Source organism: Lysobacter solisilvae, from assembly GCF_016613535.2.
Classification (GTDB): domain Bacteria; phylum Pseudomonadota; class Gammaproteobacteria; order Xanthomonadales; family Xanthomonadaceae; genus Agrilutibacter; species Agrilutibacter solisilvae.
This window is the reverse complement of record NZ_CP071518.1, coordinates 2947628-2969990: the sequence shown is the minus strand read 5'-3', so window position 1 is coordinate 2969990 and position 22363 is coordinate 2947628. Positions and strand designations below refer to the sequence as shown.

Annotated in this window: 23 protein-coding genes; 16 read left to right on the top strand and 7 right to left on the bottom strand. The window is 67.7% G+C overall.

Translation table 11 applies throughout. The features are described from left to right. Positions 1-110: 110 nt before the first annotated feature. The gene (locus I8J32_RS13045; protein WP_200612917.1) at positions 111-1229 is read left to right on the top strand and encodes a PLP-dependent cysteine synthase family protein; all 1119 of its coding nucleotides are present in this window, start codon (positions 111-113) and stop codon (positions 1227-1229) included. Between the two features lie 76 nt (positions 1230-1305). On the opposite strand, the gene I8J32_RS13040 is transcribed toward I8J32_RS13045, so the two are convergent. The 3 genes from I8J32_RS13040 to fabA form a co-directional block, all read right to left on the bottom strand. Next, positions 1306-1608, bottom strand: a complete 303-nt coding sequence (locus I8J32_RS13040) for a DUF2249 domain-containing protein (RefSeq protein WP_200612915.1) — start codon at positions 1606-1608, stop codon at positions 1306-1308. Between the two features lie 141 nt (positions 1609-1749). Then, entirely contained in the window at positions 1750-2970 is a 1221-nt protein-coding gene (gene fabB, locus I8J32_RS13035) for a beta-ketoacyl-ACP synthase I (protein ID WP_200612913.1), read from the bottom strand. Further along, entirely contained in the window at positions 2970-3485 is a 516-nt protein-coding gene (gene fabA / locus I8J32_RS13030; protein ID WP_200612911.1) for a 3-hydroxyacyl-[acyl-carrier-protein] dehydratase FabA, read from the bottom strand. Before fabA ends, fabB begins: the two co-directional genes overlap by 1 nt. Positions 3486-4021: 536 nt before the next feature. On the opposite strand from fabA, the gene nirK reads away from it, so the two are divergent. From nirK to I8J32_RS12965, 13 genes are all read left to right on the top strand, one after another. After that, a complete protein-coding gene (nirK, locus tag I8J32_RS13025; RefSeq protein ID WP_200612909.1) occupies positions 4022-5551 on the top strand; it encodes a copper-containing nitrite reductase in 1530 nt (509 codons plus the stop codon). Between the two features lie 8 nt (positions 5552-5559). After that, a complete protein-coding gene (locus I8J32_RS13020) occupies positions 5560-6336 on the top strand; it encodes a formylglycine-generating enzyme family protein (protein ID WP_200612907.1) in 777 nt (258 codons plus the stop codon). Positions 6337-6410: 74 nt separating this feature from the next. Further along, a complete protein-coding gene (locus tag I8J32_RS13015) occupies positions 6411-6980 on the top strand; it encodes an SCO family protein (RefSeq protein ID WP_200612905.1) in 570 nt (189 codons plus the stop codon). A gap of 925 nt (positions 6981-7905) precedes the next feature. Further along, a complete protein-coding gene (gene ccoN / locus I8J32_RS13010; RefSeq protein WP_200613195.1) occupies positions 7906-9333 on the top strand; it encodes a cytochrome-c oxidase, cbb3-type subunit I in 1428 nt (475 codons plus the stop codon). A gap of 9 nt (positions 9334-9342) precedes the next feature. Next, a complete protein-coding gene (gene ccoO, locus I8J32_RS13005) occupies positions 9343-9975 on the top strand; it encodes a cytochrome-c oxidase, cbb3-type subunit II (protein WP_200612903.1) in 633 nt (210 codons plus the stop codon). Positions 9976-9978: 3 nt separating this feature from the next. Then, on the top strand, positions 9979-10167 hold the full coding sequence (locus tag I8J32_RS13000) for a cbb3-type cytochrome oxidase subunit 3 (RefSeq protein WP_200612900.1): 189 nt from the start codon (positions 9979-9981) through the stop codon (positions 10165-10167). Next, entirely contained in the window at positions 10164-11114 is a 951-nt protein-coding gene (ccoP, locus tag I8J32_RS12995) for a cytochrome-c oxidase, cbb3-type subunit III (protein ID WP_200612897.1), read from the top strand. The genes I8J32_RS13000 and ccoP overlap by 4 nt, the downstream gene beginning before the upstream one ends. Continuing rightward, a complete protein-coding gene (locus tag I8J32_RS12990) occupies positions 11111-11401 on the top strand; it encodes a hypothetical protein (RefSeq protein WP_200612894.1) in 291 nt (96 codons plus the stop codon). The genes ccoP and I8J32_RS12990 overlap by 4 nt, the downstream gene beginning before the upstream one ends. Before the next feature lie 13 nt (positions 11402-11414). Beyond that, complete coding sequence (locus tag I8J32_RS12985; RefSeq protein ID WP_200612891.1) at positions 11415-12956, top strand: 4Fe-4S dicluster domain-containing protein; 1542 nt, start codon at positions 11415-11417, stop codon at positions 12954-12956. A gap of 1 nt (position 12957) precedes the next feature. Then, positions 12958-13485 carry a FixH family protein gene (locus tag I8J32_RS12980; RefSeq protein WP_200612888.1) on the top strand — a complete coding sequence of 176 codons (528 nt, stop codon included), beginning with the start codon at positions 12958-12960 and terminating at the stop codon, positions 13483-13485. 4 nt (positions 13486-13489) lie between these two features. Then, positions 13490-15949, top strand: coding sequence for a heavy metal translocating P-type ATPase (locus I8J32_RS12975; RefSeq protein WP_200612885.1), 2460 nt, complete (start codon positions 13490-13492; stop codon positions 15947-15949). Then, a complete protein-coding gene (gene ccoS / locus I8J32_RS12970; protein WP_200612882.1) occupies positions 15946-16149 on the top strand; it encodes a cbb3-type cytochrome oxidase assembly protein CcoS in 204 nt (67 codons plus the stop codon). Before I8J32_RS12975 ends, ccoS begins: the two co-directional genes overlap by 4 nt. Then, positions 16139-16855 (top strand): sulfite exporter TauE/SafE family protein, encoded by a 717-nt coding sequence (locus tag I8J32_RS12965; protein ID WP_200612879.1) that lies wholly within the window; start codon positions 16139-16141, stop codon positions 16853-16855. Before ccoS ends, I8J32_RS12965 begins: the two co-directional genes overlap by 11 nt. Positions 16856-16990: 135 nt before the next feature. On the opposite strand, the gene I8J32_RS12960 is transcribed toward I8J32_RS12965, so the two are convergent. Both I8J32_RS12960 and I8J32_RS12955 read right to left on the bottom strand, forming a co-directional pair. Beyond that, positions 16991-17533 (bottom strand): redoxin domain-containing protein, encoded by a 543-nt coding sequence (locus I8J32_RS12960; protein ID WP_200612877.1) that lies wholly within the window; start codon positions 17531-17533, stop codon positions 16991-16993. Beyond that, positions 17533-18015, bottom strand: a complete 483-nt coding sequence (locus I8J32_RS12955) for a DUF2147 domain-containing protein (protein ID WP_200612874.1) — start codon at positions 18013-18015, stop codon at positions 17533-17535. The genes I8J32_RS12960 and I8J32_RS12955 overlap by 1 nt, the downstream gene beginning before the upstream one ends. A gap of 195 nt (positions 18016-18210) precedes the next feature. Here I8J32_RS12955 and I8J32_RS12950 point away from each other — a divergent pair, with 195 nt between their 5' ends. Both I8J32_RS12950 and I8J32_RS12945 read left to right on the top strand, forming a co-directional pair. Further along, positions 18211-18942 (top strand): response regulator, encoded by a 732-nt coding sequence (locus I8J32_RS12950; protein ID WP_200612870.1) that lies wholly within the window; start codon positions 18211-18213, stop codon positions 18940-18942. Further along, a complete protein-coding gene (locus I8J32_RS12945) occupies positions 18939-20324 on the top strand; it encodes an ATP-binding protein (protein WP_200612867.1) in 1386 nt (461 codons plus the stop codon). Before I8J32_RS12950 ends, I8J32_RS12945 begins: the two co-directional genes overlap by 4 nt. Here the strand turns inward: I8J32_RS12945 and I8J32_RS12940 are convergent. Both I8J32_RS12940 and I8J32_RS12935 read right to left on the bottom strand, forming a co-directional pair. Then, positions 20318-21547 carry a DUF1302 family protein gene (locus I8J32_RS12940; RefSeq protein ID WP_200612864.1) on the bottom strand — a complete coding sequence of 410 codons (1230 nt, stop codon included), beginning with the start codon at positions 21545-21547 and terminating at the stop codon, positions 20318-20320. The two genes, I8J32_RS12945 and I8J32_RS12940, sit on opposite strands and share 7 nt — an antisense overlap. A gap of 20 nt (positions 21548-21567) precedes the next feature. After that, on the bottom strand, positions 21568-22356 hold the full coding sequence (locus I8J32_RS12935) for an outer membrane lipoprotein-sorting protein (RefSeq protein WP_200612861.1): 789 nt from the start codon (positions 22354-22356) through the stop codon (positions 21568-21570). Positions 22357-22363: the final 7 nt, after the last annotated feature.

Sequence of the window (22363 nt, the reverse complement as noted above, 5' to 3'; positions counted from 1 at the left end):
CACACCCTGATGAATCCGTATCTCATCGATGCCGAGAACGGCATCAGCTACATCGACCTCTACTTCGACTACCTCGCCGCGCGCGTGCGCGCACTGGCGTGAGCTCGAGCATGTCCCGCTCCTGCTTCCCTGATGCCCCGCGCGCGGTGTCGCCCGATCCGGCGGCAGATCGCCAATGGACCCGCAGGGCCCTGGCAATCCTGGAGCAGGAAGCCATGCGGTCGGCGGACACGCACCTTCTACGGCTTGATCTGCCAGCGTTTCCTGGCGTCACGATGTACCTGAAGGACGAAGCCGCACATCCCACTGGCAGCCTCAAGCATCGACTGGCGCGGTCACTGTTCCTGTATGCGTTGTGCAACGGCCGCCTGCGCGAGGGCCAGGTCGTGGTGGATGCATCGTCGGGCAGCACGGCCATTTCCGAGGCATGGTTCGCCCGGCAACTGGGGCTTCCGTTCGTGGCGGTGATGCCGGCATGCACCTCACCGCGCAAGATTGCGGATGTGCAGGCGCTGGGGGGCGCCTGCGATCTGGTGGATGAGCCCAGCCAGGTCCATGCGCGCGCCGCGTGGCACGCCTCGCGCGGGGCCTGCCATCTCGACCAGTTCAATCTGGCCGAACGCGCCACCGACTGGCGCGGGAACAACAACATCGCCGAGTCGATCCTTCATCAGATGACGCGCGAGCCGTACCCCGAACCGGCCTGGATCGTGTGCGGCGCGGGCACTGGAGGAACCTCGGCCACCATCGGCAGGTACCTCCGGTACCGGGGTCTGTCGACGCAGCTTTGCGTGGCCGAGCCCGCGGGCGGCGCCTTCGCGCACGGTTGGCGCTTGCGCGATCCGGAGGCGCGGGCCAGCCAGCCGAGCCTGATCGAGGGCATCGGTCGTCCCCGGGTGGAACCTGGCTTCGTGTTCGACGTGGTCGACCACGTCATCGAGGTCGAGGACGAGCAATCCATCGCCGCCGCGTGGCTGCTTGAGGAGCTGCTGGGGCGCCGATACGGCGGCTCGTCAGGCACCAACTTCATCGCCTGCCTGCGCCTGGCCGAAACCCTCCGCGATCGCGGCCTGGGCGGGAGCATCGTCACCCTGCTGTGCGATCGCGGCAGCCGTTACGAGCAGACACTCTTCGACGCCGGGTGGCTACGGGCGCGCGGGATCGATCCGGAGCCCGGGCAGCGTGCGCTGGCCCGCTACGTGGCAACACCGGGCTTGAGGATGGTTTGAAGGCGCGCCGATGCCTTCAAGACGCGGCCGGCCTGGCGCTCGCCGACGCAGCGCACCGCAGACCGCGGGATTCTGATCAGCCACAGGCGCCGCAACATCCGCTGCCGGTATCGTCCCCAGGCCGGCCCGCGGCGACGGTGAAGTCGATCATGACCGCGAACGATTCCCGGGCGCGGTACTCGATCATCAGCGTCTTGCCGTAGCGCTCGCGCAGCTGCGCCAGCAGCGGCAGCGGATCGTGGTCGTTGATGAAGCGCATCGTCTCGCCGGGATGGAGCGCATCGAGCGCCCCAAAGATTGCGGCGTGACGGAAGCGCTTGCCGATTCCGCGCGCATCGAACGGATGGACCGGCTCCGCCGGGGTGGAGGCCATGTTCATGAAAAGCCCTCGGGATGCTGGGAGTCCAGCATGCACGGCGGGCGCACCGACGCGATTGACCTGGGTCAGGCGACGAAGGATTTCATGCCTGGCTCATTGCGTGCCGCGCGTGCCGGAGGCCGCGCGGGATCACGCACGGATTCACGCGCGCGAAAACACCAGCGTCGCGTTGGTGCCGCCGAAGCCGAAGCTGTTCGACATCACCGTCTGCAGGGGCGCTTCGCGCATCTCCCTCAGCACCGGGAATCCCTCGGCACGCGGGTCGAGGGTTTCGATGTTCGCCGACGCGGCCATGAATCCGCCTTGGAGCATCAGCAGACTGTAGATCGCCTCATGCACGCTCGCCGCACCGAGCGAATGTCCGGTGAGGGCCTTGGTGGACGACAGCGGCGGCATGCCGGCACCGAACGCGCCGCGCACTGCTTCCAGTTCAACGACGTCGCCAACCGGCGTGGACGTGCCGTGCGTATTGAGGTAGTCGATGTCGCCGACACCCTGCCCGTCCAGGCCCTGCAGCGCCATGCGCATGCAGCGCACCGCGCCCTCGCCGTTCGGCGCCACCATGTCCGCGCCGTCCGAGGAGATGCCATAGCCGACCAGTTCGGCATGGATGGTTGCACCGCGGGCGCGGGCATGTTCGTAATCCTCCAGCACCAGCATGCCGGCGCCGGAACCGATGACGAAGCCGTCGCGGCCGACGTCGTAGGGTCGCGACGCCTGTTCGGGGGTGTCGTTGTACTTGGTCGACAACGCGCCCATCGCGTCGAACTGGCAAGTCATGCCCCAATGCAGTTCCTCGGCGCCACCGGCGAAAACGATGTCCTGGGCACCCCGGCGGATCAGGTCGGCCGCCGCTCCGATGCAATGGGCCGAGGTCGCGCAGGCCGCCGACAACGAATAGCTGACGCCGCGGATGCCAAAGGCGGTGGCCAGGTTCGCCGACACGGTCGAACACATCGTGCGCGGGACCATGAACGCGCCGACGCGGCGAACGCCTTTTTCCCGCAGCAGGTCGGCGGTTTCGATCTGCCACTGCGGCGAGCCGCCGCCGGAGCCCGCGATCAGTCCGGTGAGGGGGCTGCGGACGGCTTCCTCCGACAGCCCGGCGTCGGCGATGGCATCGCGCATGGCGACATACGCATATGCGGCCGCGTCGCCCATGAAACGCCGCAGCTTGCGATCGATCGCCGTGTCCAGGTCGATGTCGCAGGCCCCGCCCACATGGCTGCGCAGCCCTCGTTCGACCTGCTCGGCGACGACACGAAGTCCGCTGCGGCTTTCGCGCAACGCCTGGCTGACGGTGGCCGCGTCATTGCCCAGCGGCGACACGACGCCCATGCCTGTGACGACGACGCGCCGCATCAGAAACCCTCCGTGGACTGGAACAGCCCCACCCGCAGCCCCTCGGCCTCGTAGATGAGCCGGTCGTCGACGTAGGTGCGGCCATCGGCGATGACCAGCGCGAGCTTGCCGCGCATGACGCGGCGTACATCGATCTCGTAACGCACCAGCTTCGCGGTGGGCAGGACTTGGCCGGTGAACTTCACCTGGCCTACGCCCAGGGCGCGGCCGCGGCCGGGCTCGCCCAGCCACGGCAGGTAGAAGCCGGCGAGTTGCCACATGGCGTCCAGCCCCAGGCAACCGGGCATCACCGGGTCACCTTCGAAATGACAGGCGAAGAACCACAGGTCCGGCCTGATGTCGAGTTCAGCGACCAGTTGTCCCTTGCCGAACGCGCCGCCCTTCTCGTCGATCCGGGTAATCCTGTCGAACATCAGCATCGGCGGGGCCGGCAACCGGGCATTGCCGGGGCCGAACATCGCGCCGTTGGCGCATTCGATCAACTGTTGAGTATCGAGTGAAGCAGGCCGTGACATGGGTAACGCCTTGGAAGAATCTGCGCAGTGTGCCCGAGGATTTCCGTTCTGCAACGGCGGAAATCAAGATGCGGATCCCATGCGCTGGCGAATGGAGCCGCAGATGCTGGCCGGAAAGACGCGCACGCGGGCGGATCGCGGTTGCAGCTTCGGCGTGGCCAACGGTGGCCGCACTTGGCAGGATCAGGCGCGACCGGTTCAGATTCCCGGACAGCCATGCAGCTTGATGCCCGCCGCCGGCACACATGCCCGGCCCCGACGGACTGACCCATGATCCGCAATGGGCGCCATCGCCGATCGCGGCGGCCAGCGCGAGCTGGGAGCATCCCGGGCGTCGACATGGAACCGATCGCTTCCGGACTGCTTGCCAGGCTTCCGCGCGCCCGGCCCCGACCTTGATGCAGATCAAGCCGCCATACGGGAGTCGATGGCACGCTCCCCGGGGCTTGATCTGCATCAACACCGCCCCAGGCGTGCGATTCCACGATTTCCGCAATGGCCCATCCGGGCCCTCCAGGAAAGGAAAGGGGAAATCCATGAAACAGGTGACCCGACTTCTTGCCCTTGCCGTGGTGGCCGCGCTCGCGCTGGCTGGCTGCAGCTCCGGCAAGCCCGACAACGCCGACACCGATGCCTCGCAGGCCACAGCGGGGGACGGCGAAACCGGCGGTTCGCGCAAGGGCGACTTCGGACCACCACAGGGCGCGCCGGTGAAGGCCGTCCTCACTTCGCCGCCACAGGTGCCACCGGCCACGGGCCGTACGGCGCCGGCCAAGGTCATTGTCGAGCTGGATGTGGTCGAAAAGGAGATGCCGATTTCCGAAGGCGTGACCTACACCTTCTGGACCTTCGGGGGCACCGTGCCCGGCAGCTTCATCCGCGTGCGGCAGGGCGACACCGTCGAGTTCCACCTGCGCAACATGCCCGAATCGAAGATGCCCCATAACATCGACCTGCACGGCGTCACCGGTCCCGGTGGCGGCGCGGCATCGAGCTTCACGGCACCCGGCCACTCCTCGCGTTTCACCTTCAAGGCCCTCAACGCAGGCCTCTACGTCTACCACTGCGCCACCGCGCCGGTTGGCATGCACGTGGCCAACGGCATGTACGGCCTGATCCTCATCGAGCCGCCGCAGGGAATGCCACCGGTCGACAAGGAGTTCTACGTGATGCAGGGCGACTTCTATACGACCGGCAAGTACCGCGAGAAGGGGCACCAGCCCTTCGACATGGAGAAGGCCATCGAGGAGCACCCGACCTACGTGCTGTTCAACGGCAGCGAGGGCGCGTTGACCGGCGACAAGGCGCTGGCCACCCGGGTGGGCGACACGGTGCGCATGTACGTCGGCAACGGGGGACCGAACCTGGTCTCCAGCTTCCACGTCATCGGCGAGATCTTCGACAAGGTGTGGTACGAGGGCGGCACGAAGTTCCAGGAAAACGTGCAGACCACGCTGATCCCCGCCGGCGGCGCGGCCATGATGGAATTCCACATGGAGGTACCGGGTAGCTACGTGCTGGTCGACCATTCCATCTTCCGCGCCTTCAACAAGGGCGCGCTGGCGATCCTCAAGGCCGAGGGCGCCGACAACAAGGCGATCTATTCCGGGAAGGAGGTCGACTACGTCTACCTGGGCGATCGGGCACAGCCCAACATGCAGGCGGTGGCCACCGCGGCGGCATCGGCGAAGGCCGGCGACCTTTCCGTCGAAGAGCAGATCAATGCCGGCAAGGCCCTGTTCGCCGGGACCTGCTCGACCTGCCACCAGCCCGAAGGTCAGGGCATGGAAGGCGTATTCCCGCCGCTGGCCAAGTCCGACTACATCGCGGGCGACACCAAGCGCGTGCCCACCGCGATCCTGCATGGCCTGGTTGGTCCGGTGAAGGTCAATGGCAAGGACTACGACTCGAACATGCCGCCGATGAACCAGCTGACCGATGACGAGGTGGCCAACATCGCCACGTACGTCCTCAACAGCTGGGGCAATCCCGGTGGCCGGGTCACCAAGGCCGAGGCGGCCGCCATCCGCCAGCAGAAGCCCTCCAACGCCTCCGGCGGCCACTGACGCTCGCCATGCGCCACTTCGCGGCCCTGCTCCTGCTCGTGTTGCCCCTCGCCGGCCTCGCCGGCGACGGGGCTGCGCGGTATGCGGGGCTGCCGGGCGGTCGCTTCCAATCCGCATTGAAGTACGAGGACGCGAAAGATGGCGTGCGCATCAAGCCGTTTGCCCTCATGCGCAGGCCGGTCACCAATGCCGAGTTCCTGGACTTCGTGACAAGGCTGCCGCAGTGGCAGCGGAACCACGTAGCCGGCGTGTTCGCCGAAGCCCGTTACCTGTCCCACTGGGAATCGCCGACCCGGCTGGGCCCGGCGGCGCTTCCCGAGCAGCCGGTGGTCTGGGTGAGCTGGTTCGCGGCGAACGCCTACTGCGAATCCGTCGGCGCCCGGCTGCCGACGTGGTCGGAATGGGAATACGCGGCGGCCGCCGACGAGACGAGGAAGGACGCCCGCAAGGACCCCGCATGGCGCGAACGCATCCTGGCGTGGTACTCGCGTCCCTCCAACCAGGCCCTGCCCCGCGCCGGGCTGCAGACAGCCAACGCCTGGGGCGTCCAGGACCTGCACGGGCTGGTTTGGGAATGGACCGACGACTATTCCTCGCTGCTGGTGTCTGGTGACAACCGCAACCAGGGCGACGCCGACAAGGCCAAGTTCTGCGGCGCCGGAGCGCTGTCGATGGACGATCGCGAAAACTACGCCGTGCTGATGCGGGTGGCCATGCTGTCCTCGCTGGAAGGCGCCAACACCACCGCCAATCTCGGATTCCGCTGCGCCAGGAGTGCACGCTGATGCAGACGCCAGACCCGCGCTTTCCAGCCCCTTCGCGCGCGCGGACGGCAGCGCGGCGCCGGGTGGTCGGTTTGATGATCGGCGCTCTCGCCACGCTGCTCGGCTCGGCCAGCCTGGCCGCGTCCGGACGCGATGCCGCGCCCCTGCCGCGCGATTCGGTCTACCAGCTGCCGCTGCTGCTCACCACCCACAGCGGTGCGAAACAGGACTGGCGCGGCCGCCGCGGCCAACCGCAGATCGTGGCGATGTTCTACACGTCGTGCCAGTACATCTGTCCGCTGATCGTGGATTCCGGGAAAGCGATCGACAAGCGGCTCACGGCCCCGCAACGCCAGCACATCGGCGTGCTGCTGATCAGCATGGACCCGGAGCGTGATGATCCGGCTGCGCTCAAGGCCGTCGTCGACAAGCGCAAGCTGGACATGACGCGGTGGACGCTGGCCGCGCCACCAGCCGGTGACGTGCGCGCCGTGGCCGGGGTGCTGGGCATCCGCTACCGCCAACTCGCAGACGGCGAGTTCAACCACACCAGCGCCCTGGTCCTGCTCGACAGGGACGGTCGCATCCTTGCCCGTACCGAGCAGATGGGCAGCGTGCCTGACCCGGAATTCCTGGCCGCCGTTCGGGCAGCGGCCACGCCGTAATCCCTCTTCCTCCCCTGCGCCAGCAGAGGGTTGGCGCAACCTGCGCAGCGGGGAGGCTTGGGGAGTGGCCCGGGTTGCAGGCTCATCCGGCACGCCGCCAGCGTCCGCCCCAATCCCGACCTTCTCCCGCTTCGCAGGGAAGGGGCCTGGAACTGCGGGCCATCTACGGGCAGATCCCGCCCTATGGCCGAAGCGTCCGGAAGCCTTCCGGGCATATGGCCCGATATGTCCGGAGCGTTCCGGAAACCCTTCGGACATATGGCCTGATATGTCCGGAGCGTTCCGGAAACCCTCCGGACATATGGCCCGATATGGCCGGAGCGATCCAGAAACCCTTCGGACATATGGCCCGATATGTCCGGAGCGTTCCGGACACCCTTCGGACATATGGCCTGATATGTCCGGAGCGTTCCGGAAACCCTTCGGACATATGGCCTGATATGTCCGGAGCGTTCCGGAAACCCTCCGGATATATGGCCGGATATGTCCGGAGCGTTCCGGAAACCCTCCGGACATATGGCCTGATATGGCCGGAGCGATCCAGAAACCCTCCCGACACGTGCCGCGATATGTCCGGAGCGACCCAGAAACCCTCCAGGCATATGCCGCGATATGTCGGGAGCGGCCTGGAAACGCTCCGCCCAGATGCCGCCATATCCCCGGGCCCACGGTTTCCCTGTTTACCGCCGAAGGGAGGCCAGCGCAGCGGCCACGGCGGATCCCGCAATCGCCAGCCCGCAGGACCGCCAGGAAGCCAGCGGCGGACGCAACACACTTGATCCAGATCAAGATCGCCTTGTTGCACCGCGGGAAAAATAGGCCGACCCCACCTGTGTCCCTTCCCATGACCTACGACACGAATGCGCCGGCAGGCGGATCGGCTGCCGGTCCGGCATCCGCCCCGCTGGCGCCCAACGGCGCCGCTATGGGCTACTACAACGACAAGGTCGTGCTGCAGTTCTCGATTGCCACCGTGGTCTGGGGCATCGTTGGCATGGGGGTGGGCGTGCTGATCGCGGCGCAGCTGTTCTGGCCGACGCTGTTCGAAGGCATTGCGTGGCTCAACTACGGCCGCCTGCGGCCGCTGCACACCAACGCGGTGATCTTCGCCTTCGGCGGCAGCGCGCTGTTCGCCACCTCCCTGCATGTGGTGCAGCGCACCTGCCACGTTCGGCTGATCTCCGACCGGCTGGCATCCTTCGTGTTCTGGGGCTGGCAGGCGGTGATCGTCGCCGCCGCGATCACGCTGCCCATGGGACTGACGCAGGGCAAGGAATACGCGGAGCTGGAATGGCCGATCGACCTGCTGATCGCGGTCGTGTGGGTGTCCTACGCGGTGCTGTTCTTCGGCACGATCGCCAGGCGGCGCGTGAACCACATCTACGTGGCCAACTGGTTCTATGGCGGCTACATCCTGGCCATCGCGCTGCTGCACATCGTCAACAACATCGCCATCCCGGCCGGATGGGGGAAGTCGTATTCCGTCTACAGCGGCGCGGTCGATGCGATGGTCCAGTGGTGGTACGGCCACAACGCCGTCGGCTTCATGCTGACCGCCGGCTTCCTGGGGATGATGTACTACTACGTGCCCAAGCAGGCGGGACGTCCCATCTACTCATACCGGCTGTCGATCGTGCATTTCTGGGCACTGATCGCCGTGTACATGTGGGCCGGCCCCCACCACCTTCAATACACCGCCCTTCCCGACTGGGCGCAGTCGGTTGGCATGGTGTTCTCGCTGATCCTGCTAGCGCCCTCCTGGGGCGGCGCGATGAACGGCATCCTTACGCTGTCGGGCGTGTGGCACAAGCTGCGCACCGACCCGATCCTCAAGTTCCTGATCGTGGCGATCAGCTTCTACATGATCGCCACCTTCGAGGGACCGATGATGTCGATCAAGACGGTCAATTCGCTCTCGCATTACACCGACTGGACCGTCGGCCACGTGCATGCCGGCGCGCTGGGCTGGGTGGCCATGATCTCGGTCGGCTCCATCTATTCGCTGCTGCCCCGCCTGCTGGGCCGCGAATCGATGTACTCCACGCGCTGGATCGACGCCCACTTCTGGGTGCATACGCTGGGCGTCCTGCTCTACATCGCCTCCATGTGGATCGCCGGCGTGATGCAGGGCCTGATGTGGCGCGCCACCAATGCCGACGGCACGCTGACCTACAGCTTCGTCGAAGCGCTGCACGCCACGTATCCCTACTACCTGGTCCGCATGGGCGGCGGCGTGCTGGTACTGGCCGGAATGGTCCTGATGGCGGTCAACACGTGGAAGACGTTCGCCACCGCTCCCGTCCGCGCACCGCAACCGGTGCTCGTCCCCGACATCGGCAATGCGCGCGCCTGAGGAATCCCCATGAGCGACAAGAAGTCCAGCGGCAACGCGCACGAGAAGATCGAGAAGAACATCGGCCTGATGGCGGTGCTGATCGCGGTGGTGGTGTCCTTCGGCGGCCTGGCCGAAATCGTCCCGCTGATGTACCAGGCCGAGGCGATCGAGCCCCTGCCGGGCGTGAAGCCCTACCCCGCCCTGCAGCTGGCTGGCCGCGACATCTACGTCCGCGAAGGCTGCTACAACTGCCATTCGCAGATGGTGCGCACCCTGCGCTTCGAGACCGAACGCTACGGGCATTACTCGCTGGCGGGCGAATCGGTGTACGACCGGCCGTTCCAGTGGGGTTCCAAGCGCACCGGTCCGGACCTGGCGCGCGTCGGCGGCCGCTACTCCGACGACTGGCATCGCGTGCATCTGCTCAATCCGCGCGACGTGGTGCCCGAATCCAACATGCCCAGCTTCCCCTGGCTCGCCGAGGCGCGGATCGATGGCCGCCAGATCACCGCCCACATGACCGCGTTGCAACGGCTGGGCGATCCCTACACCGACGCGCAGATCCGGCAGGCGCAGGCCGACGTGGCCGGCAAGACCGAGCTGGACGCCGTAGTCGCCTACCTGCAGGCGCTCGGCAAGCACGCACCGAGGGGAGGCTGAGCCATGGTGTCCGGCATCGTGACCGCCATCCTGCTCGTGGTGTTCATCGCGGGCTGGGCGTGGGCCTGGAGCCCCCGCCGGCGCAGGTACTTCGACGAGGCGGCACGCCTGCCGCTTGATGAGGATCCGCTCGACCAGGCTCTGCTCCACCAGGCCCCGGTCGATCGCAAATGGCAGGAGAACGCTCGATGAGCGGCGGCTGGTCATGGTTCGTCATAGCGCTGGTCGTCCTCAACATCGGCGGCTGCGGCTGGCTGCTGTGGTGGACGGCGAAGCGGCGTCCGGGCGACCCGAAGCCCGAAGACACCAGCCACATCTGGGATGGCGACATCACCGAGTACAACAAGCCGCTGCCCAGGTGGTGGATCAACCTGTTCTGGCTGACGATCGCGTTCGCCATCGGCTACCTCTTCTGGTTCCCCGGGATGGGCGCTTTCGCCGGGTACGGGCGCTGGAGTTCGGCGGGCGAACACGCCCAGGACAAGGCCCGCGACGACGCGCGGCTGGAGACCACCTTCGCGCCCTTCAAGGGCAAACCCATCGACGTACTGGCCGCCGATCCGACCGCGCGCAAACTGGGGCGCTCGATCTTCAGCAACACCTGCGCCACCTGCCACGGCTCCTCGGCGCAGGGCGCCATCGGCTATCCCAACCTGTCCGATGACATCTGGCACTGGGGCGGCACGCCGGACCGCGTGCTGGAAACCGTGCTGGACGGCCGCGAGGGTGTGATGCCCGAATGGGGCACCGTGCTCACCGGGATGGGGGGCGAGAACGCGGTGGATTACGTCGCCGCCTACGTGCGTACGCTGTCGCAGCCAGATGCGCCGCTCTACAACGACTACATGGCGGCACAGGGCAAGAAGCTGTACGAGGGCATCTGCGTGGCCTGCCATGGCATCGATGGCAAGGGCAACACGACCATGGGCGCGCCGGACCTGACCGACAACTACTGGCTGTATGGCAGCAGCAAGCAGTCGCTCGTGCAGACCATCGCCAAGGGACGCCACGGATCGATGCCGGCACACCGGCAGCTGCTGGGCGAGACGCGCGCGCGCCTGGTGGCGGCCTATGTGTGGTCACTGTCCCACGGCGAGGCCCCGGGCGCCGCTCCCACCAACGGACCAGCTGCACGATGAGCGAGCTTGCCCCGCCCCCGTTCGATCATCCCGTCCGGCCGCTGGCCCAGCGCATCGGCGCCATCGTGTGGCCGAGCTTCTTCGCCGCCGGCGTGGCGACGATGGTGTTCTTCGCCTTCGTCGACCCGCTGACGCTGCGCGACATGACGTTCCCGTCGATCGACATCAGCAGGGGACTGGGTTACAGCATCGGCTTCTTCATGTTCTGGCTGGCCACGGCCTCGTCGAGCCTGTTCACCTGGATCCTCCTGCGGCCCGCCAGCCGGTTCAACCGCGCATTGCCATGACGGCAGACCTGCAATGGCCTTGAACAAGACCATCGACATTGCCCTGGCGGACGCGGAGACATCGTTCTACGTCAGCGAACGCAAGATCTATCCGCGCGATGTGAAGGGACGCTTCGATACCGGGCGCAAGGTAGCCGTGGTCTGGCTGCTGGGCATGTTCTACGCCTTCCCGTGGCTGCGCTGGGACGGGCGCCAGGCCGTGCTGTTCGACCTGCCCGCGCGCAAGTTCCACGTGTTCGGCCTGACCTTCTGGCCGCAGGATTTCGTGCTGCTGGCGCTGCTGCTGATCATCGCCGGCGTCGCGCTGTTCTTCTTCACCGCGCTGGCCGGTCGCCTGTGGTGCGGCTACGCCTGTCCGCAGACCGTGTGGACGGAAGTGTTCCTCTGGATGGAGCGCTGGACCGAGGGCGACCGCGGCGCACGCATCAAGCTCGACGCCGCCCCGTGGTCGCGCAACAAGGTCCTGCGCAAGGGCAGCAAGCACCTGCTGTGGGCGGTGTTCGCGCTGTGGACGGGTTTCACTTTCGTGGGCTTCTTCACGCCCATCACGGACCTGGGGTCGCGTCTGGTGCCCTTCGCGTGGAGCGGCTGGGAGTCGTTCTGGGTGTTGTTCTACGCACTGGCCACCTGGGGCAACGCCGGCTTCCTGCGCGAGCAGGTGTGCAAGTACATGTGCCCCTATGCGCGCTTCCAGAGCGCGATGTTCGACCGCAACACCCTGTTGATCGCCTACGACCCCATGCGCGGTGAACCGCGCGGCCCGCGCCGGCGGGGGCTCGGCAGCGTGCTGGAGCGTGGCCGTGGCCTGCTCGACAAGCTCATCGCCTACGACTACGTGTTCCGGGCGGATCGGCATCCGACCGCCGCGGACAACCGGATGAAGGCCGGCGGCACGATCACCTTCGACGCAGCGGAAGCCGCCCCGCTGCCGAAGTTCGCGCCGGAGGAACTGGGCGACTGCATCGACTGCACCATCTGCGTGCAGGTCTGCCCGGTCGGCATCGACATCCGCAATGGCCTGCAGTACGAGTGCATCGCCTGTGGCGCCTGCGTTGACGCCTGCGACGATGTCATGGCGAGGATGGGTTATCCCAAGGGCCTGATCCGCTACACGACGCAGAATGCCATCGACGGCCGCCCCACCCGTGTCCTGCGCCCACGGATCTTCGTGTACGGCGCGTTGCTGCTGGTGCTGCTGGGGGGCTTCGCCTGGGGAGTGGGCACGCGCACGCCGGTGATCGCCGAGATCCTGCGCGACCGCAACGCGCTCTATCGTGAGAGCGCGGACGGCATCGAGAATGGCTACACGCTCAAGCTCGTCAACAAGACCGAGCGCGCCCAGCGCTACACAGTGACGCTGCATGCCGGGGCCGGCGAACTGCAACTGCAGCCGCTGGCGCCGGTGGAAGTGGCGGGCGGCGAAGTCGTCGCCGTGCCACTGACGGTTCACGCCCCCGCCGGCACGGGCGGGCGACGCGAGCTGCAGTTCGACATCCGCGCCACCGACGGTACTGCCCAGGCCACCGTCGAGAGCAGCTTCTTCGGACCCATGTGATATGAACCGTCAAGACCACCTCCACCAGCAGAATGAACCGGCGCGATCCGCCTGGCGCGAGCCGATGGTGTGGCTGGTCGCCACCATCCCGTTGCTGGCGGTCGTCGCAACCACCGGCCTGCTGGCCGTCGCCTGGCGATCGTCCGGCAACGTCGATGCGGTCGCCGACACCGTGCGGCGCACGGCGCAGGTGCAGGACACGGACCTGGGCCCGGATGACCGGGCACGGCAGTTGCGGCTCAGTGCCGTGGTGCGCATCGGCAAGGACGCGATCGAAGTGCTGCCCGTCGAGGGCGCATTCGATCGTGGCAGACCGCTGTCGCTGGCGCTCCACCATCCCACGCACGCCGGTGAAGACCGGCGCTTCTTGCTGGCACCTTCAGAGGATGGCTGGCTGGCGCCTGGCGGCCTGGACCTGACACACGACTGGAACGCTGAGCTCGGTTCCACTGCAGGCCGTTGGCGCCTGCAGGGCCGTTGGCGGTCGGGGCAGCAGGCCGCCTACCTGCGACCGGCGCTTCCCGAGTAGCGCCATGGCCGTCGTCGCGGAATTCCTGCAGGTCGAGCCGGCTCCCGCGACCCGCGGCGGGTGTTACCACTGCGGCGAGGCGCTGCCACCCAGCCCCGCACGACTGCAGATGGACGGGGTCGAACAGGCGTTCTGCTGCGACGGGTGCGCCGCCGCCGCCCATTGGATCCGCGATGCGCACCTGCAGGACTACTACCGGCTGCGCAGCGCGCCGGCGGGTCGCGTCGCCCCCGATGCCGCCGCGCTGGCCGCCGCAGATCTCACCCTGTGGGACCGCGAGGAAGTGCTGGCCGAGCATGCACGCAACATCCGGGGCGGACGCGAGCTGACCCTGCTCACCGACGGCATGCGCTGCGCCGCATGTGCATGGCTGGTCGATCGTGCGCTGACCCGTGAACCCGGCGTGCTCGAAGTCACCGCCAATGCGGTCACCGGGCGCGTCCGCATTGCCTGGGACCCTGCAGTCACGCCCTTGTCCCGACCACTCGCACGACTGGCGGCATTGGGCTATCGGCCCTGGCTGGCCACGGGCGAGGCCCGCGAACGTGCACGGCGCGACGAACGCGGACGCTGGCTGTTGCGGCTGGGCGTGGCCGGACTGGGCGCGATGCAGGCGATGATGTTCGCCGAAGCGTCCTATCTGGACACCACCGGCTCCATGTCGATGCCGATGCGCGACTTCCTGCGGTGGGTGACCTTCCTGGTCGCCACTCCGGTCGTGTTCTATGCCGGCTGGCCCTTCCTGGCCGGCTGCTGGCGTGAAGTGCGGCACCGGCGACTGGGCATGGATACGCTGATTGCGACCTCGACCCTGCTGGCCTACGGCGCAAGCGTCGTCGAGACGGTGCGCGGCGGCGCACATGTCTGGTTCGATGCCGCGGTGATGTTCGTGTTCCTGCTGTTGGCGGCGAGGATGCTTGAACAGCGCGTGCGCAGCCGGGCGTCGGCCCAGGTCGACGCCCTCGCCCGGGCCCGGCCGGCCTTCGCCACGCGCGAGAACGCCGACGGCGATTCCGAGATGGTGCCCGTGAGTGCGTTGCGTACGGGCGAGATCACCCGCGTGGCGGCCGGCGAAGCCGTCCCTGCCGATGGCGACCTGCTCAGCGACGAGGCCAGTTTCGAGGAATCGCTGCTCACCGGCGAACCGCTTCCCGTGCGCAAGCGTGCCGGCGCCCCGGTTTTCGCTGGCAGCGTCTGCCGCGAACAGGCGGCCCGGATCCGCATCACCGCCACCGGGGGCGGCACGCGCCTGTCGCAACTGGCCAGCCTGGTGGAACGCGCCCAGGAACACCGGCCGGCAGTGGCCCGGAAGGCCGACCGCATCGCGGCCGCCTTCGTCGTGGCGTTGTTGTTGGCCACCGCGCCCGTATACCTGGCGTGGCTCCAGTACCAGCCCGCGCGGGCGTTCGAGGTCGCGCTCGCCCTGCTGGTCATCAGCTGCCCCTGCGCACTGTCGCTCTCGGTGCCCGCCGCCCTCGCCGCCGCGCATGGCGCGCTGGCGCGGATCGGCGTGCTGCCGGTGCAGGCCCAGGCGCTGGAGCGGCTCGCCGCAGCCACCGACGTGGTGTTCGACAAGACCGGCACGCTGAGCGATGGCAGTCCATCGTTGGGCGAGGTCGAGACCTTCGACGGTTTCGATCGCGTGCGGGCGATCCGCATCGCCGCCGCACTGGAGCGCGATAGCGGACACGCGCTCGCTGCAGCCTTCACGCAGGCCTGCCGATCGACGCTGTCGTCGCACTCGGCGCCGTGGTCGAAAGCCCTGACCGCCGCTGGCGTCGTGGCCGTCGCCGGTCGCGGCATCGAAGGCATCGTTGAAGGCCGGCGCTGGCGCCTGGGAACGTCGGCGTTTGCCGGCGGGGGCGACGACGATGGGGCGATCTGGCTGGCTGAGGGCAGCCGGCGCGTCGCGCGCTTCCTCATCACCGAACGCGAGCGCGCCGACGCCGCCCAGGCCATCGGGCAACTGCGCGCCCAGGGGTTGGCCCTGCACCTGTGCAGCGGCGACGCCGCGACGGCGGTCGCGCGGTTCGCGGCCGCGCTGGGGCTGGACAGCGCCCACTCGCGGCAGACACCGGAGGCCAAGCTCGATCAGGTCCGGGGCCTGCAGCACGCCGGGCGCGTGGTGGCGATGGTCGGCGACGGCCTGAACGATGCGCCCGTGCTTGCTGGCGCCGACGTGTCCTTCGCCATCGGCGAAGGTGCACCCCTCGCCCACCAGGCCGCGGACTTCGTGCTCAGCGTGCCGGCACTGGCGCGCATACCGGCGGCGATCGATCTGGCACGTCGCACGCGCCGGATCATCCGCCAGAACTTCGCCTGGGCCATCGCCTACAACGTGGTCGCCTTGCCGCTGGCGGCCATGGGGTTGGTGACGCCGTGGTTGGCTGCGCTGGGTATGGCGCTGTCGTCGCTCACGGTCACGCTCAACGCCCTGCGACTGTCCCGCGGAGGCCCGGCATGAGCATCCTGCTGCTGCTGATCCCCTTGAGCCTGCTGCTGCTCGCTGTTGCCATCTGGGCCTTCGCCTGGGCGGTCCGCCGCGGCCAGTTCGACGATCTGGATACGCCGGCGCTGGACATCCTGGTCGAAGATCCGAGCGCACATCCGCCAGCAGCGACCTCCCAGGCCCCGCACGCACAGGGTGGCAGCCATGTCGATTGACTGGCTGGTCATTGGCGGGGCGCTGCTGACCGGTTTGCTGGGCGGGGCGCACTGCGCGGCCATGTGCGGAGGAATCGCGACCAGCCTGTCCCTGGAGCAGCGCGGCGGGTGGTGGGTGGCCTTGCAGCCCAATCTGGGGCGCGTGCTGGGATACGCGGCCGCGGGCGCGATCGCCGGTGGGCTGGGCCACACGCTGCTGGGCTTGGCCCGCATTCCGGCGCTTGGGATGGGGCTACGCGCCGCCGTAGGCGCCGTCCTGGTGCTCGCGGCGCTGCGGCTTCTGGATCGCGAGGGGCGACTGGCTTTCCTGCGGATGCCGGGCAGCCGGTTGTGGCAATGGCTGCGGCCGTTGCAGCGCCGCCTGCTCCCGGCCAACACGCCGGGCAAGCGCATGGCACTGGGCATGCTGTGGGGCTGGATGCCCTGCGGGCTGAGCACGACGCTGCTGGCCGCCGCCTGGCTTCAGGCCAGTGCACCGGCGGGAGGGTTGACGATGCTCGCCTTCGGCCTGGGAACGCTGCCGGTCATGCTGCCTCTGACCTGGGCGGGCGCGCGACTGGGACAGCGCCTGCAGCGTGGCAGCTGGCGAATGGCGTTCGCTTCGGTCCTGATGATCTGCGGCGTGTTGACGGTCGCGGCGCCCTGGCTGCTGCACGTGCCGGTGATGCGCGGCGTACTGCTGGCGCTGGGGTGCCAGGTCGCGTAGCGGCCAGCGTGTGTCGCATCGCCCTCGTGGCCGCAGTCGCCGACGCGTTCGCACCCGCCGCTGCGGCCTGCTTCGACACGCGCGCCCGGTCCGCAGGCATCGCTGGCAGCGGCAGGCCAAGGCGTTCCAGCCACGTCATCCTTCAAGCAATGCGACGATGGCCGCTTCGGTTTCCCCGTAGTCGCCCTCGCCCACGTGCTTGCGCACGATCTCGCCTTCCCGGTTGATCAGGAAATAGGCGGGCCAGAACTGGTTGCGGTACGCATCCCAGGTGGCGTACCGGTTGTCCAGCGCCACCGGGAAAGTGACGCCCAGTTCGCGCATCGTCGCCTGCAGGGCCGGCACCTGTCCTTCTTCTTCCGTCTCGGGCGTGTGGATACCCACCACGACCAGACCGCGATCCTTGTAACGCTCATGCCACTGGACGGTATGCGGGAGCACGTGCAGACAATTGATGCAGCGGTGCGTCCAGAACTCGACCAGCACCACCTTGCCGCGCAGCCCCTCGATCGACAGTGGCGGTGAGTTGATCCACCCCTCGATCCCGATGAATTCGGGTGCGGGGCCGTAGGCATGCGCCGAGGAACTTCGCACGCAGCCGCAAAGCCCGACGATCACGACCAGTCCCATCGCCAACAGGACGCGCGTGACGGTCCGAAGCGAGAAGTTCACGGTCATCATGGCGCTCCCGTAGGGGGAGGAACGGCCGCCAGCCGGGTCCACACCTGGCTCTTGCCCAGCAGCGGGAGGAACTTGTAGCCGCGGACGCTCAGCCGGTCCGGTGCCATGGGCGTGATCAGGCAATCATACGTCCGGCCGTTCTCGCGGTTGTAGATGCGTCCGTCCCAGGCCCCGTCAGCGGTGGGGACGAAGCCGTGGAGGATCTTCATGCCCATCGGGGACCGCGTGTCGACTGGCTTCATTTCCTTGTCCGGCGCGCCCATGGACCGGTTCGAGCGGACCGCCACCACCGTCCCGCACAGGGATGGGCCACAGGGCGCGATCTCGATCTCGAGATTGCCGCTCTCGGTCAGCCAGCGGCCCAGCGCAGCCCGGGGATCGACGCCCGGCGAGGGCCTTGATGACACCGCAGCCCACACCGCTCCCACCGACAACCCGATGGCCAGCGCGGATATGACCGCCTTTTTGGCTCGTTTCATGACGTGCTCCATGTCCTGCCAGGGAAGATGGGCGGATCATAGGCGAGCCGATTCGCGCCTCTGCACCGTTGTGTATCCAGCGCCGCCACGGATACATGGCGATACAAAAAAGCCGATCGCAGGGTCCACAATGGATGGTGTGGAGGCTCCGGCTTCCCGCTGGGTGGCATGGAATGGAATCAAGGGAGCAAGCGCATGGAGCAGACGGACCACATCCTCATCGTTGACGACGACCGCGACATCTGCGAGTTGTTGACCAAATACCTCGAGCGCAACGGCTATCGCGTCACGACCGTTCCGGACGGACGCCAGATGCGCTCGGTGCTGGGCCTGAACCGCATCGACCTGATCGTGCTCGACCTGATGCTGCCCGGCGAGGACGGCCTGGCGCTGTGCCGCCACCTGCGCGCCAATGCCGCCAAGGCCACCCCCATCCTGATGCTGACCGCACGCAACGAGGAGACCGAACGCGTGCTGGGGCTGGAGATGGGCGCGGACGATTACCTCACCAAGCCATTTGCGGCACGCGAACTCTTGGCGAGAATCCGCGCCGTACTACGACGCACGCGGATGCTGCCGCCCAACCTCAACAACACCGAGCCGGCGCACGAACTGGCCTTCGGTGACTGGCTGTTCAACATCGGGGCACGCCACCTGCTCGATCCCAGCGGCACGCTGGTCTCGCTCAGCGGCGCCGAATACCGGCTGCTCCGCGTGTTCCTCGACCACCCGCACCGGGTGCTCAACCGTGAGCAACTGGCCAACCTGACCCAGGGACGCGATTCGGACACGTACTGCCGCTCCATCGACCTGCTGGTGAGCCGCTTGCGCCAGCGCCTGCAGGAGGATGCGCGGGAACCGCGCTACATCAAGACGGTCCGCAACGAGGGGTATGTATTCGCCGAATCGGTGGAGGTGCGGACATGAGTGCCACCACGCTGAAGGCCAATCCCCTGCACGCTCCCAACGCCAGCGTGCGAACGAGTCGGGGAGGATTCCGGCTCCTGCCGCGGTCGCTGTTCGGCCGCCTGATGCTCATCCTGATCTCCGGCCTGGTGGTGGCGCAGATCGTGTCTTTCGGACTGGTCTTCTACGAGCGGACCCAGAGCTCGCTGGGCATGATGATCCGCTACGTCGGCAAGGACGTGGCCAGTTCCGTGGCGATCCTCGAGCAGCAGCCCGCGCAGGCGCGGCCGCAATGGCTGCAACGCCTGGATCGCCGCAATTACCGCTACACGCTGGGCGCGGTGGCCCCGGGCGGTGCGATCAGGTCGGGAGTGGCGCGGCAGATCGCCAACACCATCACCCAGGCGCTGGGTGCGGACTACCAGGTCCAGGCCACGCAGTCCGGTGGTGACACCAGTCGCCTGCTGCTGCAGACGCGGCTGAGCGACGGCGCGCCGCTCACGCTGGAATTCTCACTGCAACCCGTGCCGCTGTCGCCGTGGATGGTGACGGCCCTGGTGATGCAACTGCTGCTGCTGGCGGTGTGCGGATGGATCGCGGTGCGCTGGGTGACACGGCCCCTGACACGCCTGGCCGAGGCGGCCGATACGCTGGGCCCCGACCTCACCGGCCCCGCCTTGTCGGAAACCGGCTCGCTGGAAGTCGTGCGCGCCGCACGCGCCTTCAATTCGATGCAGCGGCGCATCGTGGACCACCTCAAGGAGCGCATGCAGATCCTCGCGGCGATCTCGCACGACCTGCAGACGCCGATCACGCGGATGCGTCTGCGTGCCGACCTGCTCGACGATGCGGAACTGCGCGACAAGCTCCACGGCGACCTCAACGCCATGCAGGTCCTGGTCCAGGACGGCATCGCCTATGCGCGCGACGGCCAAGGGATCACCGAGGCGGCCTGCCGCATCGATCTCGACGCGCTTCTCGACAGCCTGGTGCACGACTACACGAGCGCAGGCCGGCCCGTTCGCCTGTCAGGAAGCATCCAGGCGCCTTTCACCACCCGCCCCAATGCCTTGCGCCGCATCGTGGTGAACCTCATCGACAACGCCCTGAAGTTTGGCCTGGACGCAGAAGTGGAGGCGCGGTCGGCCGCGGGCGGCGTGGTCATCCGGGTCCTGGACCGCGGACCCGGCATTCCGCCCAGCGAGATGCAGGCCGTACTGCAGCCGTTCTACCGGATCGAAGGGTCCCGCAATCGCGAGACCGGCGGTTCCGGCCTGGGGCTCGCGATCGCGCAGCAGCTCACCAATGCCCTGGGTGGCATGCTCACCTTGACCAATCGTCCGGGTGGCGGCCTGGAGGCGCAGGTCTTCCTGCGTGGTCACCCGGTGCGACGGCGTCAATAGAACAGCTGCCACTCCACGAACGCGGTGCGGTTGCGCTCCAACGCGCCGAAGTAGGTGTCGGCCGGCCCTCGGTAGTATTCCGCGCCCGCCCGGAGCTTGACGCGGTCCGACCATGCGTAGGTCACCAGCGGCCGCAGCAGGTAGTTGTCCGGCGAGAACTGGGCGACGGCGAGCAGTTCGGTCTGCAGGGTGTCGTTACGCCAGTCCGCCGCCACCCGCGCGGTCATGCCATGCACCCAGCGCGCCTGCTGGCCGTGGATCAACCCGTTCTGCAGGGCGGCAAAGCGCACGGCGTCCGGGAGGTTTCCGTCGATGGGCTCGAAGTCCGGCGTGTGCCGCACCACGGCCTGGACGTTGAAATTCCACGCAGGGAAGGATCGATCGACCCCCGCCACCAGGTGCCAGTTGGACCGGATTGACTGCCTGGCGTTGTAACCGCGGGGCACGACATACGCCAGTTCGGCACGGAACCCGAAAGCGCCCACACTGCGCGCCAGATCGACGCCAAAGCCCTGCACGCGGGCGTAGTGGCGGACGAAGTCCGGATCCGTTTCGCCGGGCGACCCTGGTTCCTGCGCGTGCAGCAACGGGAGCGTCGAATGACCGCGGAACGCCGACAGTGACCAGTCCTGGCGCTCGCCGGTGTGGGTCCACCGGGCGCCGAGCTGGCCGGCGTCCGGCTCGTCGTCCCGGACGGTGACCGGTGAAGGCCTCGGCCAGGGAATGCGTGAGGGGGTGAAACCGTCGCCAACCACCATCGACAGCGAGTCCACGTCGGACAGATGCAGGTCCAACCGGGCGGCTGGCACGGACAGATAGCGGTCGTCCTCCAGCGGCAGCACGGTGGTGTAGTCGACCGGCGTGAAGAAGTCCGTCGGGTTGATGCCGTCGGCCTTGCCCCAGCGGATCTTCTGCTGGCCCAACCGCAGGTCCGCATGCTCGAACCGTGCGTGCCAGAGCGCCGAACTCCAGTGCGTGCGGGTACGCGCCAGGCTGCCATGCCCGAACAGCGTCGAGCGACCCTTCACTTCCAGCCGATGCGCCGGGCCGATGTCCTGCTTCCATTCGATCTCGCCCGTCAGTGCCTGGACCCCACGGACGTCATCTAGGTCCCTCGAGGAAGAGAAGTACGACAGCCGCAGCGAACCGGAGAGATCCGCCGCGAAGGCCGCTGCTGGAGAAGCCAGCGCCGCAACGATGCCGAGCGGCGCCATCAATCTCATGGCCGAAGCCCGCATCGCGGTCAGTTCGATTCGAGCCGGCGCACGCTGAAGTCCGACTCCTTGAGCGCCTTTTCCACGGCGAAGCGGTCGAACTGGTAGAGCGTCCGGTGCCCGGTCTGGTGATTGGTCATCTGCCGGCGCATGGGCATGAACCGGCCGGGTTCTTCGGGCTTCACGTCGAACGTCAGCTGGGTCTTCAGCAGCTTGTCCCGCGTGTCGTAATACTCGACCTTCCGCTCGACGAACGTGCGGGAGTCAACCCAGCTGATCTTGCGGCTATAGCCGGTGTCGTCGCGCGTCCTGGCCTCCCGGGGACGCGATTCGATGACGTGGCAATCGGCCCCATCGACGGCCTCTTCGCGCAGCAGCTTGTGCTCGTATTCGTCGACGGCCGGCAGGAGGATGTCGCCGTAGGCGAAATCGGTGCCGAAGAAGCTGTCGCGCTTGTTGTTGGAAGCCAGGCGGCGCGTCTTGCCCAGCGCCGGGAGGTAGACCCAGATGTCGTCGTCCGCCGCGCCGTTCTCGATCTGCAGGAAACCGGTGCCCCTGATGTCGGCGGGCTGGCCGAAGCGGGTCAGCACGGCGGAGTCGATCCCGTTTTCGCGCAGGCGCGACCGCACCGACATCCGGCGCACGCGCTTCTCATCGCGGGCGTTCACCAGGCTGAGGGTGACCTCGCCGGTGAAACCGCTGACCTTGGTCGCCGCGAAGTTGCGCTCCATGATCTGGGACGCATCGAGGGCGTGGGCCGACGTGGCGAACAAGGCCAGCACGAGGGCGAACGGGAGTGAAGAAAGGCGAAAGTTCATGCCGCGG

Bases quoted from the DNA above. Each gene is read 5' to 3' on its own strand.
- I8J32_RS12940 (WP_200612864.1), bottom strand. From the start codon at position 21,547: ATGAGATTGATGGCGCCGCTCGGCATCGTTGCGGCGCTGGCTTCTCCA.
- I8J32_RS12950 (WP_200612870.1), top strand. From the start codon at position 18,211: ATGGAGCAGACGGACCACATCCTCATCGTTGACGACGACCGCGACATC.
- I8J32_RS13045 (WP_200612917.1), top strand. From the start codon at position 111: ATGTCCCGCTCCTGCTTCCCTGATGCCCCGCGCGCGGTGTCGCCCGAT.
- I8J32_RS12965 (WP_200612879.1), top strand. From the start codon at position 16,139: ATGTCGATTGACTGGCTGGTCATTGGCGGGGCGCTGCTGACCGGTTTG.
- I8J32_RS12980 (WP_200612888.1), top strand. From the start codon at position 12,958: ATGAACCGTCAAGACCACCTCCACCAGCAGAATGAACCGGCGCGATCC.
- I8J32_RS13015 (WP_200612905.1), top strand. From the start codon at position 6,411: ATGATCGGCGCTCTCGCCACGCTGCTCGGCTCGGCCAGCCTGGCCGCG.
- fabB (WP_200612913.1), bottom strand. From the start codon at position 2,970: ATGCGGCGCGTCGTCGTCACAGGCATGGGCGTCGTGTCGCCGCTGGGC.
- I8J32_RS13040 (WP_200612915.1), bottom strand. From the start codon at position 1,608: ATGAACATGGCCTCCACCCCGGCGGAGCCGGTCCATCCGTTCGATGCG.
- ccoP (WP_200612897.1), top strand. From the start codon at position 10,164: ATGAGCGGCGGCTGGTCATGGTTCGTCATAGCGCTGGTCGTCCTCAAC.
- I8J32_RS12960 (WP_200612877.1), bottom strand. From the start codon at position 17,533: ATGACCGTGAACTTCTCGCTTCGGACCGTCACGCGCGTCCTGTTGGCG.
- I8J32_RS12945 (WP_200612867.1), top strand. From the start codon at position 18,939: ATGAGTGCCACCACGCTGAAGGCCAATCCCCTGCACGCTCCCAACGCC.
- I8J32_RS13020 (WP_200612907.1), top strand. From the start codon at position 5,560: ATGCGCCACTTCGCGGCCCTGCTCCTGCTCGTGTTGCCCCTCGCCGGC.
- ccoS (WP_200612882.1), top strand. From the start codon at position 15,946: ATGAGCATCCTGCTGCTGCTGATCCCCTTGAGCCTGCTGCTGCTCGCT.
- nirK (WP_200612909.1), top strand. From the start codon at position 4,022: ATGAAACAGGTGACCCGACTTCTTGCCCTTGCCGTGGTGGCCGCGCTC.
- I8J32_RS13000 (WP_200612900.1), top strand. From the start codon at position 9,979: ATGGTGTCCGGCATCGTGACCGCCATCCTGCTCGTGGTGTTCATCGCG.
- ccoN (WP_200613195.1), top strand. From the start codon at position 7,906: ATGGGCTACTACAACGACAAGGTCGTGCTGCAGTTCTCGATTGCCACC.
- I8J32_RS12975 (WP_200612885.1), top strand. From the start codon at position 13,490: ATGGCCGTCGTCGCGGAATTCCTGCAGGTCGAGCCGGCTCCCGCGACC.
- fabA (WP_200612911.1), bottom strand. From the start codon at position 3,485: ATGTCACGGCCTGCTTCACTCGATACTCAACAGTTGATCGAATGCGCC.
- I8J32_RS12985 (WP_200612891.1), top strand. From the start codon at position 11,415: ATGGCCTTGAACAAGACCATCGACATTGCCCTGGCGGACGCGGAGACA.
- I8J32_RS12935 (WP_200612861.1), bottom strand. From the start codon at position 22,356: ATGAACTTTCGCCTTTCTTCACTCCCGTTCGCCCTCGTGCTGGCCTTG.
- I8J32_RS12955 (WP_200612874.1), bottom strand. From the start codon at position 18,015: ATGAAACGAGCCAAAAAGGCGGTCATATCCGCGCTGGCCATCGGGTTG.
- ccoO (WP_200612903.1), top strand. From the start codon at position 9,343: ATGAGCGACAAGAAGTCCAGCGGCAACGCGCACGAGAAGATCGAGAAG.
- I8J32_RS12990 (WP_200612894.1), top strand. From the start codon at position 11,111: ATGAGCGAGCTTGCCCCGCCCCCGTTCGATCATCCCGTCCGGCCGCTG.